This window comes from Sphingomonas sp. UV9, from assembly GCF_004101245.1.
Taxonomy (GTDB): Bacteria; Pseudomonadota; Alphaproteobacteria; order Sphingomonadales; family Sphingomonadaceae; genus Sphingomonas.
Genome location: NZ_SCIN01000002.1, coordinates 1,179,515 through 1,195,110, shown reverse-complemented (window position 1 = coordinate 1,195,110; position 15,596 = coordinate 1,179,515). Strand labels below are relative to the sequence as shown.

Genomic DNA, 15,596 nt, shown 5'->3' with positions numbered 1-15,596 from the left:
TCTCCATGATCGACACACGCCGCTGTCCGAACCCCAAGGTCGTCGTCACCCGCGAGCTGGCCGACGCGCTGATGGACCGGATGGACGCGCTGTTCGACACGCACAACAACCGGGCCGATACCAAGTTCGACCACGACCAGCTTGCGGCGGCGATGGCGGACTGCGATGTGCTGGTACCGACCGTGACCGACGACATCGATGCCGCACTGATCGCGGGTGCGGGCGATCGTCTGAAACTGATCGCGAACTACGGCGCCGGCGTGAACCATATCGACCTAAGGGCGGCGCGCGCGCGCGGCATTATCGTCACCAACACGCCGGGCGTCCTCACCGAGGACACTGCCGACATGACGATGGCGCTGATCCTGTCGGTACCGCGACGGCTTGCCGAGGGCGAAAAGCTGGTGCGGTCGGGCCAGTGGAAGGGCTGGAGTCCGGGAGGCATGCTCGGTCACCGGATCGGCGGCAAGGCGCTCGGCATCGTCGGGATGGGGCGGATCGGCCAGGCGGTCGCGCTGCGGGCGCGCGCGTTCGGGCTGACCATCCATTACCATAATCGCCAGCGCCTGCCCGCAGTGCGCGAAGCGCAGCTCGCGGCTACGTTCCACGAGACACTCGACGACATGCTCGCCGCGGTCGACATCGTCACGATCCACACCCCGCTCAACCCGGACAGCCGCAACCTGCTCGACGCGCGGCGGATCGGACTGATGCGGCCGCACGTCTATTTGATCAACGCGGCGCGCGGCGGGATCGTCGATGAGGTGGCGCTGGTCGAGGCGCTGGAGAACGGGCGGCTGGCCGGCGCGGGTCTGGACGTCTGGGCGCATGAGCCGGTGATCGATCCACGCCTGCTCGCGCTGCCCAATGTCGTGATGTTGCCGCACATGGGCTCGGCGACGCTCGAGGGCCGGATGGCGTCGGGCGAGCGCGTGATCCAGAATATCCGCATGTGGGCAGATGGGCATCGACCGCCGGATCAGGTTCTCGACGGCTGGGCCTGACGGCGCGAGGATGATCCAGAACGGTGTTGCGGAACCGATCTTGCAATGCAGCATTTGTTGAACACCCCCGGAGAGAATGGAGTGTTCCCGATGAAGAAGTTTGCTGTTTCCGCCCTGCTGCTCGCATCCGCCGTATCGATGAGTGCCTGCTCGACGCTCAAGGGCGCCGGTATTGGCGCTGCCGGTGGTGCAGGCGTCGCGGCCGCAACTGGTGGTAGCGTCGAGAAGGGCGCTGCGGTTGGTGGTGCCGGTGGTGCCGTGGTCGGCACCGTCGCCGACTGATCGAGCACTTGGAGGGACATGCGGGAATATCGCCCCTGTCCCGCTAAACTGCGGCGTCCAACAGTTTGATGAGCCATTAATCCTCCCCCCGCCAGGGGGAGGTGGCACCGAAGGTGACGGCGGCGGAGGACGCGGAACAGAGGTTTCCCGCTCCTCCCCCTCCATCTGGCAAGCGCCAGCCCCCCCCCTGGCGGGGGAGGATATATCCAACGCTCCTAGACCGCGCGCATCCAATGCGTCCGTGCGACGGTACCCGTCATCACCTTCGACCCGAATGCCTTGATGATCTTGGCAGCATCGGCACTGTTCATCAGCACGACTCGCGTGCCCCCCGACGGCAGCGTTTCGATCGCGCTGATGATAGCAGCATGCTTCTTGCACATCGCAACGACCTGAGGCTGCTCGACGCTGACGTTTACCGCCCGCGAGATCGGCACGACGGTTTCCGCGACTTGCTTTTGGAGAGCCGGCTTGTCTGCGCCCGTGGTCATGACAGGAACGCCATGATTGCGATATAGGAGTAGATCGTCATGCAACATTCCCGGCTCGGAGCGGGAGCGCAACGCATCTCTCAGTCGCAGCCTGCCCGTACGAAGCGCTGCAATACATTCGCTATGCGCGCAATGCGCCGAAACGGCAATGCCCGGGCTACGCTCGCACTCGCAGCAACGCTAGTCCGAACCCGATGAAAACGATACCTGTAACCCGGTCGAACGCACGCCGCAGCGCCGGCCGTGTCAGGTATCTGGCAAGCGTTCGGCCGCCTGCCGCATAGATTGCGTACCAGATGCTCTCGACCACCGCGAAGGTCGCCACCAGGATCGCGAACTGCGGTGCCTGTGGCGATGCGCGATCGACGAATTGCGGCAGGAAGGCAGCGGCGAACAACAGCAGCTTGGGATTGCTGATGCCGATCACGAACCCGCCACGAAACAGCCTGCGAGCGGAGATCGTCACGGGCAGCGTGTCCGCCCCGACGTCGATCGGAGACCCGGCGCCCCGCCACGCCTTGATGCCGAGAAACACGAGATACGCGACGCCCGCATAACGCACCGCGTCGAATACCCGAGGCCATGCCGCGAGCAAGGCGGACACGCCCGCCGCCGACGCCGCCAGCACGAGGATCAGCGCGGTCAGACACCCCGCCATCGCCGCGATGCTGCGGCGCGCGCCGAACGTCGCGCTTCGCGTCATGACGTGGAGCATATTGGGTCCGGGCGTCCCGCACAGCAGGACTATCGCGATGACGAACAGCCACCATGCGTGGAGTGTCATGTCTGCCCCCTGCCCCTTCTTGCGGATACGGAGAAACTGGCTACCTCCCGGTGCCCGCCACCTGCTCGAAACCTTGCCAAAACCGGTCCGTCACCCCGGATCTGCTCCGGAGTCCACGGTGCGGCAAACTCACACCTTAGAGAATGCGGCACCGTGGATGCCGGGACAAGCCCGGCATGACGAAGAAAGTGGCGTATTGGGATATCAGCGCCGCCGCTGATCTGCGGTTCGTTACGGCCTCCAGCCTCAATCCCCCGTAAGGATCCGATCGACCAGCTGCCCGACACTCGGCACGAAGCCGTTCGAATAGAACGGGTCCTTCTTGAAATTATACGCCGCGTGGCCCGCGAACATCAGGTTCTGGTCGATGTCGCCACCATGCGCGATGTCCTGCAGCGTCTTCTGGATGCAGAAGCTGCGCGGGTCGGCCAGACGCCCGGTCGAATTGGTCTCGGTATCCGCCCAGCTCGAGAACGAGCATTGCGACAGACAGCCCATGCAGTCCGACTGGTCCTTGCGGATCATGCCCTTCTCGGTCGGGCTGACGAACACCAGCGTGTTGTCGGGCGTCTTCAGCGCGTCGGTATAACCCTCGCCGAACCACTGGCGCGCGCGCAGCAGGTCGTTGCGGGTGACCCAGAAGTTCTTGCCCTTCACGCCGACATCGAGCTGGAACACGTGATCGCCGGCCTCCTGCGTCGAGAACGCGATCTGGCGCTCCGATCGTGCCTCCAGGGAGCGCAGGAACGGATTGCGCACCGCGGACGAATAGAAGCCGGTCGGCGAGAATTTGTGCAGCAGCACGTCGCCTTCCTCGATCTGCGTCAGCGCATCCTTCCATCCCTGCGGGATCGGGCTTTCGCGCGTCAGCAGCGGCCGCGTACCGAACTGGAACGCGATCGTGCCGAGTTCCGGATTGTCGATCCAGTCGTTCCAGTCGCGCAGATACCAGACGCCGCCCGCCATCACGATCGGCACGTCGTCGCTGATGCCGCCTTCGCGCATCACGTCGCGCAACTCCTTCACGCGGGGATACGGGTCCTGCGGCTTCAACGGGTCCTCGGCGTTCGACAGACCGTTATGCCCGCCCGCGAGCCATGGATCCTCGTACACCACCGCGGCCAGCCACTCGGCCGCCTTCGAATAGGCCCGCTTCCACAGTGCGCGGAAAGCGCGACCGGAGCTGACGATCGGCAGGTAGCTGACACCGTAGGACGCGGTGATCTCGGACAGCTTGTACGGCATGCCGGCACCGCAGGTGACACCGGCGACCTTGCCACGCGTGCGTTCGAGAACGCCGTGCAGGATCCGCTGCGCGCCGCCCATTTCCCACAACACGTTGATGTTGATCGCACCCTTGCCGTCGGCGATGTCATAGGCGCGCTCGACCTGCTGGACGGCGCCCTCGATCGCGTACTGGACGAGTTCCTCGTGCCGGTCACGCCGGGTGAGTGCCGCATAGACCTGCGGGATGATCTTGCCGTCGGGATCGTAGCTGTCGGCGTTGACCGCCGATACCGTGCCGATGCCGCCCGCCGCGGCCCAGGCGCCGGCGGATGCGTGGTTGGTCGCGGCGACGCCCTTGCCGCCTTCAACCAGAGGCCAGACTTCCCGACCGTTATAGACGATAGGCTTCAGGCCCTTGAACACGACGTCACCTCTCCCGGAAAATACGGCCCCCTATATCGCAAGGACGCAGCGCGCGAGCAATATTAAGACCTAGGTTAGTATACCACCCAGCGCACCAGGCCGCCCGAGGGGCTCTTCATACAGCGCCCGATAGCGAGCGATCATGACCGCCTCGTCAAATTCAGCGCGTGCCTTGGCCTGGTTCGCGGCTCCGACCGAGGCGCGCAACCCCGGATCTGCAACCAGCGCCTGCAACGCATCGCGCAGCCGCACCTCGTTGGCGATGTCGGTCACGAACGGAAGGTTCTCGGACGAGACCATCCGCCTGACGTCGCCGACCGGATAGCTCGCGATCGGCAGCCCCGCCGCCATCGCCTCGACCACCGAGATCGGAAACTGCTCGCTCCGTGACGAAACCGCCAGCATATCGAAATGGCCGATGTATCGGTAAGGTCGATCGAGGAATCCGGGCAGAACAAGCTTGTCCGCCATCCCCATCGCGGCGGCCGCTTGCAGGATGTTCGCGCGCTCGGGCCCCTCCCCGACGATCACCAGCCGCACCCGCCCGGAAACACCACCGACCGCCCGCACGAGCGCGGTCAGGTCCTTCACCTCACGCAGCCCGGCAAGCGCGCCGATCACGACGTCCTTGGCGTTGCGCGTGAACCCCGGAATCGCCTTGGGCTCGGGCTTTTGCGCGTAATAGGCGGTGCCGATCCCGTTGACGATCCGGTGCACGCGTTCGCGCGGCTGCTTCCAGGTGTTGATGGCGATCCCCTCCAGCACCTCGGACGGCACCGCCAGCGCATGCGCCGCGCCGAGCGCAAGTCGCCGATAGATGTTGCGCTCGATCTTGAGCCCGCTCGCTTCGTCTGCGTTGAAACCGTCCTCGTGATGGACGAGCGGCGGCGCTCCCTTGCTGAACGCCCGCCGCGCCATCGCGCCATCGATCGCGCCCCAATTATAGCTCAGCACCAGATCGAATCGTCGCATATACTGCGCGATCGCCTCGTACCGCTTGACCGAAGGCTTGCCCGTCAACGGCGGCGGGTTCTGCGCGATTTCATACCGAATGCCCTTGGCGATCGAATCCCGCGCACTCAGTGCGTCGGGCACCCCGGATACGATGGTGTGCCTGGCACGATCCCCGAACGCATTCATCAACCGAACCGCCCGCGCCTCCTTGCCGCCAAGGTCGAACGTGGAATGAAGATGCAGGATGTTCACGGAAGCGGCCATCGGCGTGCGATGCCGATTTCCGACCGCGGTTTCAAGAGAACGCTTGCGTCGCGCACTGGCGGCGGTGCTGGTCCGGCGGGATGTGGGCCGGACCAACACCGTCATCGATCGCGAACCGCCAGTCCCGGCGACCCGCGCGGACCGGGACGGCGCGCTTGGCGTCGACTACCAGCTCAACCCCGCCCGCGCGTAGAGATAGCGACCGTTGAACCCGAACGGCGAATAATACGGAAAGCCGATCACGCCGGTCACGTTGTTCGCGACGACGGTCGCATCGGGGTACACGTCGAACAGGTTGCTGACGCCCAGTCCGAGCTGTGCGCCCTTGGTCGCCTGGTAGCGAAGCTCGACATCGGTGATGAGGTGCTTGCCGCTGTGCACGTCGGCGGCTTCGGTCGTACCGGGCTGGTTGACGTCGCCGTAATAGGTGACGCGGGCAAGCGCGCCCAATCGGTCGAGCGACCAGTCGATCGACCCCGTCACCTTCTCGCCAGGGGTACCGTCCTCGAGCGTCAGGATGCGGCTGCGTGCGAACAGCACGGGCGCGGGGTTGAGCGTCGATGTCGAGGTCGGCACGCGCGTCACGTCGCTGTCGTTGATGTTGCCCGCGATCGTGAAATCGAACGTCCCGGCCGCATCGGTCGGCAGGCGGTAATGCGCGACCGCGTCGATCCCCTTGGTGGTGGAGGCAAGACCGTTGATGAAGAATCGCGCGGCGGTCGCGCCCGAACCAGCGAGCAGATTGGCGATCTGCGCATTCACCTCGTTCGACTGGGTCGCCGACGTCGTGATGTTCTCCGACAGGCCGACCTGGTTGCGAATCCGGATCCGGTAGGCGTCGACGGTCAGGTCGAACCGACCAAAGCGAAACACCGTGCCGACCGACAGGTTAGTCGACTTCTCGGGCTCGAGCGGCAGGCCACCGAGCCGCGTCGCGACCGGGCTGACCGACGGGAAGGTGCCGGTCTGGATCGGATTGCCGTTCTGGATCACTGTCGCGATCGAGGTGTAATATTGCTGCTGGAGCGCAGGCGCGCGGAACCCGGTCGAGGCCGTTCCGCGCAATGCGAACCAGGGCGCGAAGTCATAGCGTGCGGAAATCTTGCCGGTCCCGGTCGTGCCGAAATCCGAATAATCCTCGCCACGGCCGGCGAGTCCGACGAGCAGCTTGTCAGTCACCTGCGCTTCGAGATCGAGGTAGACGCTGCCATTGCGGCGATGGCGATCGACTTCGTTGGCGGGCGAGAACCCGCCGAACCCCTGTGCGCCGGGCGCAGCATTCGCCGCCGCGCCGGTGATCGTATCAGCAACCGGATAGTCGTAGGACGCGCGTTCGCCGGCCTGAATCTGGAAGCCCTCGCGGCGGCCTTCGAGGCCGAACGCGACGTTGAGGCCCTGCAAGATGTCGAGCTTGCGGCTGACGTCGAGACCGGCGACGAGCTGGTCATATACGAGCGCGCCGTCCGAGAAGTCCCTGGGGGTCGCGCTGCCATAGGCGTAGTTTGCCGAGTTCAGCGTGCGGAAGCCGATCTTGTTGCGACCATAGCTGACATTCAAGTCGACCGACCAGTCGGCGACCTCGCCCTTGATGCCGACCGCCGAATTGAGGTCGCGCGACTTGGTATTGATGAGCGGCAGGAAGCCATCGGGGTAGCCGGCGAGCGCCGTCGTGGCGCTGGCGAGACGGGGGAACGCGGCGCTGCGTGTGTCGCGATCTTGATAACCAAGCCAGCCGTACACCTTCCACGAACCGGTCAGCGTCGTGCCCGCGTTGGCGAAGATGCTGTATTGCTCGACAGCGGGATCACCGAACCGACCGGTCACGCGTAGCGGCGTGACACGCTGGTCGAAATCGGCGCGGTTGGTCGCCTGGCGATTCAGATACTCGCCCGACACGGTCAGGAACCCGTCCTCGCCGAAGCCGACGCCCTGCCAGCCCGACACGGTCACGGCATGCTCGCCGTTCGTGCTGCGACTGCCGCGCGCGGTATCGATGTCGGTGTTGTAGAAACCGTAATTGACCGTCGCGCCGCCGCCCGAGCGCGCCTCGCGCAGCCGCAGGTTGACGACGCCAGCGATCGCATCCGAGCCGTACTGCGCCGACGCGCCGTCGCGCAGCACTTCGATCCGGTCGAGCGCGACGGTCGGGATCGTGTTCAGATCGACCGCCGCCGAGCCACGCCCCACCGAGCCGCCGACGTTGAGCAACGCCGCCGTATGCCCACGCACGCCGTTGATCAGCACCAGCGTCTGATCGGGCGACAGGCCACGCAGCGTCGCCGGCCGGATCGCATCGGTACCGTCGACCGCCGACGGCCGCGGGAAGTCGATCGAGGGCGCGATCGCCGACAATGCCGCACCGAGTTCGGTAGTCCCCTGCCGCTGAAGCGCTGCCGAACTCAGCACGTCGACCGGCGATGCGCTGTCGAGCCGCGAGCGACCGACCGACCGCGTGCCGGTGACGATGATGTCGTCCTGCGTGTCGGGAAGCGCCGCAGCCGGATCCGGGGCGGCGGTATCGGCAAGCGCGGGCGCCGGCGCGTCCTGGGCGTGCGCGCTGGCGAGGGCGAGGGTCGAGGCGGCGAGCGTCAACGCGATTCGATAAGCAGTCATGCGATAATCCCTGATAGTGGATCGTTCTGCGACGATCTCGATGCGTGATGAACGAACGAACGCATTCAGCGGCCCCGATAGGTCCCGCGTGCGCGGCCGATAAGTGAAAAGATCGCGCGGGTGGATGCACGCGCTGCAACGCCCCTTCGGAATGCCACTGCACCGCCCGCGCCTCGCGTTTTCCTGCGACACCTCTGCCGGGAAAACAGGCGGCGAGCGCTTGCCGAAACGCACCGGTTGGGCAAGCATGGTGCAAAGGGGAGAAACCAGATGCTCAAGGCACTCATGATCGGCCTGGCCGCCACCGTCGCGCTACCGCTCTACGCGCAGACGACGGTCGCGCCGCCAACCCGGCCGGCAGCCGCCACGTATATCCAGGCCGGCACGCTGCTCGATCGCCCGGGCCAGCCGCCGCGCGGCAACACCACGATCATCGTTCGCGACGGCAAGGTCGCCGAACTGCGCGACGGCTTCGTCGCGCCGGAGCAGGGCGCGACGCTGGTCGACCTGCGGACCGCGTTCGTCCTGCCAGGGCTCGTCGACATGCACGTCCATCTCTGGGGTATCGGCGGCGATCCGATGCGGGCGCGGCTGGAGGCGCTCAACCGCGACCGGTTCGACGACGAGATGACCGCCGTGGCGAACGCCCGCACGACGTTGATCGCCGGGTTCACCTGGGTCCGCGATCTCGGCGGCGACCCGCGCGGCATTCGTGCGTTGCGCGACGCGATCGACGCCGGGACGGTCGAGGGCCCGAGCATCACCAATGCGGGCGAGATGATCTCGGTGACCGGCGGGCATGGCGACGGCGGCAACGGGCTTGCCGAAGAATTTGCCGACATGGTCCATGGCAAGGAGGTCAATCTGTGCGACGGCCCCGACGATTGCCGACGCGCAGTGCGGGCGCAGGTGGCGCTGGGCGCGCGCGTCATCAAATTCGCCGCGACCGGCGGTGTCCTCTCGAACGTGAGCGGCGGGCTCGGCCGCGCGATGACGCCGGAGGAGATGCGCGCGATCATCGAGACCGCACATGTGCTGGGCCGCAAGGTCGCCGCGCACAGCCACGCGGCGGAGGGCACCAGGGCGGCGCTGGAGGCCGGCGTGGACTCGATCGAACACGGCACCTTCCTCGACGATGACACGATCCGATTGTTCAAGACCAAGGGCGCCTATCTCGTGCCGACCGAGATCGCACCCGTCGCGGCGCTCGCGCAGGCGCGTGGTGGCGCCCTGCCGCCCGCAACGATCGTCAAGGCCGAGGCCGCCGCCGCGGCGATGGCCGCCAGCCATCGCCGGGCCTATGCCGCCGGCGTAAAGGTCGCGTTCGGCACCGACACCGGCGTATCGAAGCATGGCGACAATGCTACCGAGTTCGCGCTGATGGTGAGGAACGGCCTCACCCCGACCCAGGCGATCGCAGCCGCGACGACCGGAGCCGCCGACCTGCTCGGCCGCGACGACATCGGCACGCTCGCCGTCGGCAAGACCGCAGACATCATCGCCGTGCAGGGCTCGCCACTCGAAGACGTCACCCGGCTCGAGCATGTCGACTTCGTCATGCACCGCGGCAAGATCGCCAAAGGCTCGCAACCCGGCATTTGACCGGGGGTGCGGCCCGAACGCCGACTTGGCAAACGCCTGCCGAACTGCGACCGTCGGCTCATGTGATCGCGGAGAGATACGATATGCGACGGACAGGATGGATGCTGGCGATCGGGCTGTGCGCAGCCCCGGCAGCGGCGCAGAGCGTACGCGTGGACGGCGGCACGCTCGAAGGCGTCCGCCTGACGACGTCGGAAGCGCCGGTCGATACCTATCTCGGCATCCCTTACGCCACGCCGCCGATCGGTGCGCTCAGGTGGCAGCCACCCAAGCCTGCCGCGCGGTGGAGCGGCGTGCGGAAGGCGGACCGGTTCGGTGCGCGCTGCATGCAGCAAGCCTTGTTCGCCGACATGAAGTTTCGTTCGCCCGGCATCGCCGAGGATTGCCTGACGCTCAACGTGTGGACGCCGGCCGGTACGAAGCCCGGCGCGAAACTTCCGGTGCTGTTCTACATCCACGGCGGCGGCGCGATCGCGGGCGACGGGTCCGAACTCCGTTATGACGGTGCGGCCTTGGCGCGCCAGGGCATCGTCGTCGTGACGATCAACTATCGGCTCGGCGCATTCGGGTTCCTCGCGACCAGCGACCTTGCGGCAGAATCGCCGAAGCACACCGCAGGCAATTACGGACTGCTCGATCAGGCCGCCGCGCTCGCCTGGGTCCGCCGCAACGCCGCCGCCTTCGGAGGCGATCCGGGGCGAATCACGATCGGTGGGGAGAGCGCCGGGTCGATGTCGGTCAGCGTGCTGATGACCTCGCCGCTGACCCGCGCGCAGTTCGCGGGCGCGATCGGCGAGAGCGGCGGGGTGATGCCGCCGAGCTTCCGCCCCAAATCGCTTGCGCAGGCCACCGCGGACGGCGACGCGTTCGTACGAACCGCCGGCGCGAACGCGATCGCAGCACTCCGCGCGATGCCCGCCGACGCCCTCCTCGCCGCGCAGGGTGCCCAGCGGCTCCGCGCGGAGTTCATCGTCGACGGCCAGTTCCTCACAGAGGCGCCGATCGACACCTATGCGGCGGGACGAGCAGCGCGCGTACCGTTGCTGGTGGGCTCGAATTCGCAGGAAGGCAGTTGGACCAGCGTCCTGAACGGCCAGCCACCGACGGTCGCCAATTACCGCGCCGGCATCGCCCGGCTCTACTCCGATGCCGATGCCCTGTTCGCGCTATACCCGGCGCGCACCGATGCGGATGTGCCGGCCGCTGCGACCGCGCTGGCCAGCGATGCTTTCCTCGGCGCGTCGACCTGGAAGTGGTTCGACCTCCACCGTCGGACCCGACAGCCGACCTATTACTATTATTTCGCGCATCCCCGGCCCCCGGCGCTGCCACCGCTAACCAATCCCGAGGTTCCGCCGATAGGCGCGGTGCACAGCGCCGAGATCGAATACGCGCTCGGCAATCTCGACACCAACCCGGCCTACGCATGGACCGCGGACGATCGGCGGATATCCGCGGCGTTCGGGGGGTACTTCGCGGCGTTCATCAAGACCGGCAACCCCAACGCGACCGGCTTGCCGACCTGGCCCGTCGCGTCGTCGGGCGATGGCGCGATCATGCGCCAGACCGTCGACGTGCAGACGCGCGCCGAGCCGTTTACCGATCAGGCGCGCTACGAGGCGGCGGTCCCACGCCTGGAGCAGCGTCTGCCCTGACGGCCGGACCCGGGTCGCGTCAGATCTGGTCGAGGAACACCGCGCCGGGCACCGCCAACGTCTGCTTGGTGGGGGTCAGCCGTCCATCAGCCTCGACCCGGAAGATCGCGACCGTGCCGGAACGTTCGTTGGCGACCACCACGCGCCGCTGGGCGTCGAGGAGCAGGAACGCGCGCGGCCAGTTGCCGCCGCTCGCGATGTGCTGGAGCGGGCTCGGCATGCCCGCGGCATCGAGCGCGAACACCGCGATGCTGTCATGCCCGCGGTTGGAGACGTAGAGTCGTCGCCCCGTACGATCGATGGCAATATGCGCCGCCTGCGACGCACCGCGGTGCCCGACCGGCAACGTCGAGACGATATGTCGCGTAACGAACCGACCGTCCGCACCGGCATCGAGCATGATCAAGCTGTTCGACATCTCGCAGACGACATAGGCGATCGGCCTTGTCGGATGGCGCGCGAGATGCCGTGGCCCGGCACCCGCCGGCGCGCGCCATGCGACCACCGGCTGTGCCAGCGTCCGCGCGCGCGGATCGAAGCGATAGGCGAAGATCGCGTCCGCGCCGAGATCGACCGAATGCAGCCAGTGCCGGTCCGGGCTGAACCCTACCCAATGCGCATGCGGTCCGTCCTGCCGATCATGGTTCGGGCCGCTGCCGGTATGGCGGAACAGCGTCGGCTGGCCGGGCACGCCGGTCCGCTGGTCGAGCGGATAGAAGGCCACGCTGCCACTCGAATAATTGGCGATCGCCAGGCTCGCGCTGGCTCGGTCGATCGCGACATAGCAGGGATCGGCGCCAGCGGTCGGCGCGACGCCTCGCCGCGTCCAGCCCGGCGCATAGGCTGCAATCTGGCCTGCCGCATTTTCGCGAACGAGGTAATAGGCACCGCCCGGGCCGCCACCGGCGCCGAACGAGGCATCCACGATCCCGGCGATCGGCGCTCCGACCTGCCACTGGTCCTGCCGCGGATCGAAGCTGATCGGGTAAAGGCCCTTGCCACCCTCCCGCGCATAGGTCCCCGCGATCAGCGTGATCGTGCCCGATGCAGGCCGCTTGGCGACTGCCGGAAAGGCCATCGTCGCCGCCATCCCGGCCAGGGCGGACCGTCGTGTCGTCGTCCAGTCGGTCATCGTCGGTCCTTGGCTAACAGCGGCATCGATGGTGGTTCATGCGTCATGCCTCGCGCGGAGGCAACGCAGCGTGCGCCGAAGCGCGGCTCTGCATGGTCATGCGGTCAGGGCTCGACGGCATAGAGCGCGTGGTGCGTCAGGATGAACAGCGTCCGTCCGTCGACACCGCCGAAGATCAGTTGCAGCGGACGTTCGGGCACGTCGATCCGCGCCGTCTCGCGGCCGTCGGCGGCATGGACGAACACCTGGCCGTTGGCGAGATACACGCGTCCGTCCGGTCCGACCGCGACGCTCTCGCCGCCACGATTGGCGAACGGCTTCAGGTCGGTAACGCTGCCGCCCGCACCCAGCAATCCGCTATAGGTCTTCGCCTCGGACCCGTTGCTGACGAACACGCGCTCGCCGGGCCTGGCCTTGACGAACCCATAGGTGTCGAGCGCGTCCGAGAAGCGCCAGCCGAGTTGGTTCGGTGGCCCCTGCTGGACCGTGCGATAGGCGGGCAGCACGAGCGAACCGTCGGGCGACACATATTCGCGCGCCTTGGGTGCGGCCATGTCGCGCGCGAACATCTGGCCGAGGGTGGTGAACTGGTAGGTCGTCGGATCGATCTGGTCCTTGAACTCGCCATTCACCCAGTAATTCCCCGGCACCGCGACGCTCGCATTGGGGTGGGTCGCGACCGGGGTCGGTGCGATCACCGCAAGGCTGTCGGAGTGGCCGGGCTTGACGCTGTAGACCGTGCCCGCCGCGCCATCCGACGACAGCACCATCAAATTGCCCGAACGATCGACCGCAAGGTTGACCGGATCGAGCGGTGCGTCGGCCGCGACCGACAGCCCCTCGCCGGCCGACCAGCCATAGATGCGATGTGTATTATGCTCGACAAAGTAGAGCTTGCCCTTCGCATCCACCGCCGCCCCCGCGATTGCGTAGAAACCGTCCTCCAGTTTCCGCACGACGGGGCCGCCCACGCTGGCGATTGGCGCGGCGCCGCGCTTCACGTCGAGTACCGCGAACTCGCGCTCTCGCACCTCAAGGCCGGTGGTCATGTCGTGAACCGCATTCTCGTAGGGGAATTTGCTCGCGCGCAGGTCCGTGCTGCAACCGTCGCGGTCGCAGAACGGCAGTCCGCTTTCCGCATTCACATGGACGTTGCGAAAGCGGATATCGTCGGAATTGTAGAGCCTGACCGCGCTCGACGCAGGCTGGAGCGACCGGGTGACGCGATAGGCGTGGTAGTTGGCGAACAGGATATTGCTCGAATTGCGAACTTCGATCGACACGGCGTCGCGGCTCTCGCCGGCTTCCTCCTCGGTCTGCGGCGCGAGGAACTCCCAGTTCTTCACACCGTCCAGCACGATCTCGGCCCGTGCGTGATGCTCGGCGGACAACTCGTACACATGGCCCGGCGTGCTCGTATTCGAGACGTACAGCCCGGCCGCGGCGAATGTGTTGGGCGTCCACAGATTGCTGAAGGTCCCGCCACCGCCATCGGTAACCGACAGGCTCGCATATTGCCCGTCCCAGCGTTTGCGCGGATCGGCATCGGCGGTGTGGTTTGCGTTGTAGGGATCGATACGCACGCCATCGGGACCGTTGGAACCATGGCCGCCGTGGAACCGGACGTCGTCGACCAGCGATTCGGCCCCCGCCTTCCACACCAGCGCGGTCGCGCGCGGGTTCACGCCGCCGGTGAACAGGCCGATACCCGAGACGATCGCGGCGCCGCCCTTCGCGCTCTCGACCAGCCCCTTGGCCGGACCGATGCCACGAAACGCCGGCGTATCGTCGGCAAGCACGATCTGCGTCAGATCGGGGTGAAGGCCGATCAGCACGCTGTCCGACCGCAATTTGAGCGTGTCGGAGACGCGGTAGAAGCCGCTGGGGAAATACACGACGCGGTGCCTATCGATCGCGCGCTGGATCGCCGCCGTATCGTCGCTGGCGTTGTCGCCCTTCGCGCCTTGGCTGCGCACGTCGAACCACTCCGCCACCGGCGGCAGCGATCGGATCGCCGGCTCCACGCGCTTCGGCATGGCCGCGATCGGTGCAGCATCGACACGCGTCTCGTAAGCGCCCGGCGCGCCCAGCCCAGGCAGCGTCAGACCGTAGGAGAACGCCTTGACCCGGTATCTCGCGCCCCGCCCCGCCACCGTCTTCCCGCTGTCGCGGAAGCGGGCGAACACGGGTACGCCGCTGGCGGTCGCATTCTCGAAGCCGATCTGCGTGTAGACATTGTCTTCGTTGCTGATCACGACCGCCGCGTCGGAGACGTTCTCGAACCGCACGTCCCTGCCCCACAGCCAGTCGCCATAGCCGCGGTCGATCTCGATCCCGACCGGCACGTTGCGGATGCTGGTGTTGACCAGCGTCAGCCCGGCCTCATGCTCGCGGATCGCCGCGTCGCGCTGCCCCTCGAACGTCGAATCGAGCAAAGTATATTGCCACGCGGGCGACGTCTTCTCGGTGAGTATCCCGTAGCGACCGCCGAAAAATCGCAGGTCCTGGCCGATATTGCCGACCTGATAGATGCCGGCGAGCCCCGATCCGATATGGAAGTCGATATGGCTGAGATACGCGTGCTGCGCCAGGTGGAAGCGCACCGCGGTCGCGGCGGGATTGCCGTCGCCGATCTCGAAATCGACGTTGCTCATCGCCGAATAGAAAGTGCCGGAATTCGCATCGCCGATCGTCGGGTCGAACGGCACGCTGGTGGGCGGCGGTACCGGGACCTTCGGCGGCGCAGCGCGACTATCGGCACGCGAGCCGGTGAAGAACAGCATGGTCGCCACGCCGGTCTGGAAACCGGGGGTCGCCGCCCCGAGCATGATCACCGGCCGGGTCTTGCCGATCCCGAACAGGCGGACGCCCGGCCAGATAAAGACCGTCCTCGAAATGCGGTAGCGGCCTGCGGGCAGGAAGACGATGCCCTCGCCGCCCGTCGCCCTCGCCGCGGTATCGATCGCAAGCTGAAGCGCCACGGTATCGTCTGCCACCCCGTCGCCTTGCCCACGCACCGTCACCGCGCGGCGGTCGGCGGGGGCGCTCAGGAACGCCGAGCGCGATGCGGCAGACGCCGGCGCCCATGTCATCGCGAGAGCGGCGGCAAGGACCGCGAAACCGCACGTATTCGCTCGCGGGGCGTGGATCATGAAACGGACTCCT

At 66.8% G+C, this 15,596-nt stretch carries 11 protein-coding genes; 4 read left to right on the top strand and 7 right to left on the bottom strand.

Annotated elements, in window-relative coordinates; translation table 11 throughout:
* Window positions 1-5 precede the first annotated feature (5 nt).
* Both EQZ23_RS12055 and EQZ23_RS12050 read left to right on the top strand, forming a co-directional pair.
* Window positions 6-1,004, top strand: a complete 999-nt coding sequence (locus EQZ23_RS12055) for a D-glycerate dehydrogenase (RefSeq protein WP_128454601.1) — start codon at window positions 6-8, stop codon at window positions 1,002-1,004.
* Between the two features lie 90 nt (window positions 1,005-1,094).
* Window positions 1,095-1,286, top strand: coding sequence for a hypothetical protein (locus EQZ23_RS12050; protein ID WP_055879018.1), 192 nt, complete (start codon window positions 1,095-1,097; stop codon window positions 1,284-1,286).
* A gap of 215 nt (window positions 1,287-1,501) precedes the next feature.
* Here EQZ23_RS12050 and EQZ23_RS12045 read toward each other — a convergent pair whose 3' ends face one another.
* The 5 genes from EQZ23_RS12045 to EQZ23_RS12025 all read right to left on the bottom strand — a co-directional run bounded on the left by EQZ23_RS12045 (window position 1,502) and on the right by EQZ23_RS12025 (window position 8,042).
* A complete protein-coding gene (locus EQZ23_RS12045; protein WP_240663529.1) occupies window positions 1,502-1,777 on the bottom strand; it encodes a hypothetical protein in 276 nt (91 codons plus the stop codon).
* A gap of 157 nt (window positions 1,778-1,934) precedes the next feature.
* Window positions 1,935-2,561, bottom strand: coding sequence for a LysE family translocator (locus EQZ23_RS12040; RefSeq protein WP_128454600.1), 627 nt, complete (start codon window positions 2,559-2,561; stop codon window positions 1,935-1,937).
* A gap of 246 nt (window positions 2,562-2,807) precedes the next feature.
* Window positions 2,808-4,211 carry a nitronate monooxygenase gene (locus tag EQZ23_RS12035; RefSeq protein WP_128454599.1) on the bottom strand — a complete coding sequence of 468 codons (1,404 nt, stop codon included), beginning with the start codon at window positions 4,209-4,211 and terminating at the stop codon, window positions 2,808-2,810.
* 69 nt (window positions 4,212-4,280) lie between these two features.
* Complete coding sequence (locus tag EQZ23_RS12030; protein ID WP_128454598.1) at window positions 4,281-5,429, bottom strand: glycosyltransferase; 1,149 nt, start codon at window positions 5,427-5,429, stop codon at window positions 4,281-4,283.
* A gap of 165 nt (window positions 5,430-5,594) precedes the next feature.
* Window positions 5,595-8,042, bottom strand: a complete 2,448-nt coding sequence (locus tag EQZ23_RS12025; RefSeq protein WP_128454597.1) for a TonB-dependent receptor — start codon at window positions 8,040-8,042, stop codon at window positions 5,595-5,597.
* A 270-nt stretch (window positions 8,043-8,312) separates the two neighbouring features.
* Here EQZ23_RS12025 and EQZ23_RS12020 point away from each other — a divergent pair, with 270 nt between their 5' ends.
* Together EQZ23_RS12020 and EQZ23_RS12015 are read left to right on the top strand one after the other, a co-directional pair.
* Window positions 8,313-9,644 (top strand): amidohydrolase family protein, encoded by a 1,332-nt coding sequence (locus EQZ23_RS12020; RefSeq protein ID WP_128454596.1) that lies wholly within the window; start codon window positions 8,313-8,315, stop codon window positions 9,642-9,644.
* An 83-nt stretch (window positions 9,645-9,727) separates the two neighbouring features.
* Entirely contained in the window at window positions 9,728-11,299 is a 1,572-nt protein-coding gene (locus EQZ23_RS12015) for a carboxylesterase family protein (RefSeq protein ID WP_206364225.1), read from the top strand.
* Between the two features lie 19 nt (window positions 11,300-11,318).
* Here EQZ23_RS12015 and EQZ23_RS12010 read toward each other — a convergent pair whose 3' ends face one another.
* Together EQZ23_RS12010 and EQZ23_RS12005 are read right to left on the bottom strand one after the other, a co-directional pair.
* The gene (locus EQZ23_RS12010; protein WP_128454595.1) at window positions 11,319-12,431 is read right to left on the bottom strand and encodes a lactonase family protein; all 1,113 of its coding nucleotides are present in this window, start codon (window positions 12,429-12,431) and stop codon (window positions 11,319-11,321) included.
* A 104-nt stretch (window positions 12,432-12,535) separates the two neighbouring features.
* Window positions 12,536-15,523 carry a glycosyl hydrolase family 28-related protein gene (locus EQZ23_RS12005; RefSeq protein WP_128454766.1) on the bottom strand — a complete coding sequence of 996 codons (2,988 nt, stop codon included), beginning with the start codon at window positions 15,521-15,523 and terminating at the stop codon, window positions 12,536-12,538.
* Window positions 15,524-15,596 lie beyond the last annotated feature (73 nt).

Coding starts and splice junctions, on each gene's coding strand:
- EQZ23_RS12055 (WP_128454601.1), top strand. CDS start 6: ATGATCGACACACGCCGCTGTCCGAACCCCAAGGTCGTCGTCACCCGC.
- EQZ23_RS12050 (WP_055879018.1), top strand. CDS start 1,095: ATGAAGAAGTTTGCTGTTTCCGCCCTGCTGCTCGCATCCGCCGTATCG.
- EQZ23_RS12045 (WP_240663529.1), bottom strand. CDS start 1,777: ATGACCACGGGCGCAGACAAGCCGGCTCTCCAAAAGCAAGTCGCGGAA.
- EQZ23_RS12040 (WP_128454600.1), bottom strand. CDS start 2,561: ATGACACTCCACGCATGGTGGCTGTTCGTCATCGCGATAGTCCTGCTG.
- EQZ23_RS12030 (WP_128454598.1), bottom strand. CDS start 5,429: ATGGCCGCTTCCGTGAACATCCTGCATCTTCATTCCACGTTCGACCTT.
- EQZ23_RS12025 (WP_128454597.1), bottom strand. CDS start 8,042: ATGACTGCTTATCGAATCGCGTTGACGCTCGCCGCCTCGACCCTCGCC.
- EQZ23_RS12020 (WP_128454596.1), top strand. CDS start 8,313: ATGCTCAAGGCACTCATGATCGGCCTGGCCGCCACCGTCGCGCTACCG.
- EQZ23_RS12015 (WP_206364225.1), top strand. CDS start 9,728: ATGCGACGGACAGGATGGATGCTGGCGATCGGGCTGTGCGCAGCCCCG.
- EQZ23_RS12010 (WP_128454595.1), bottom strand. CDS start 12,431: ATGACCGACTGGACGACGACACGACGGTCCGCCCTGGCCGGGATGGCG.
- EQZ23_RS12005 (WP_128454766.1), bottom strand. CDS start 15,523: ATGACATGGGCGCCGGCGTCTGCCGCATCGCGCTCGGCGTTCCTGAGC.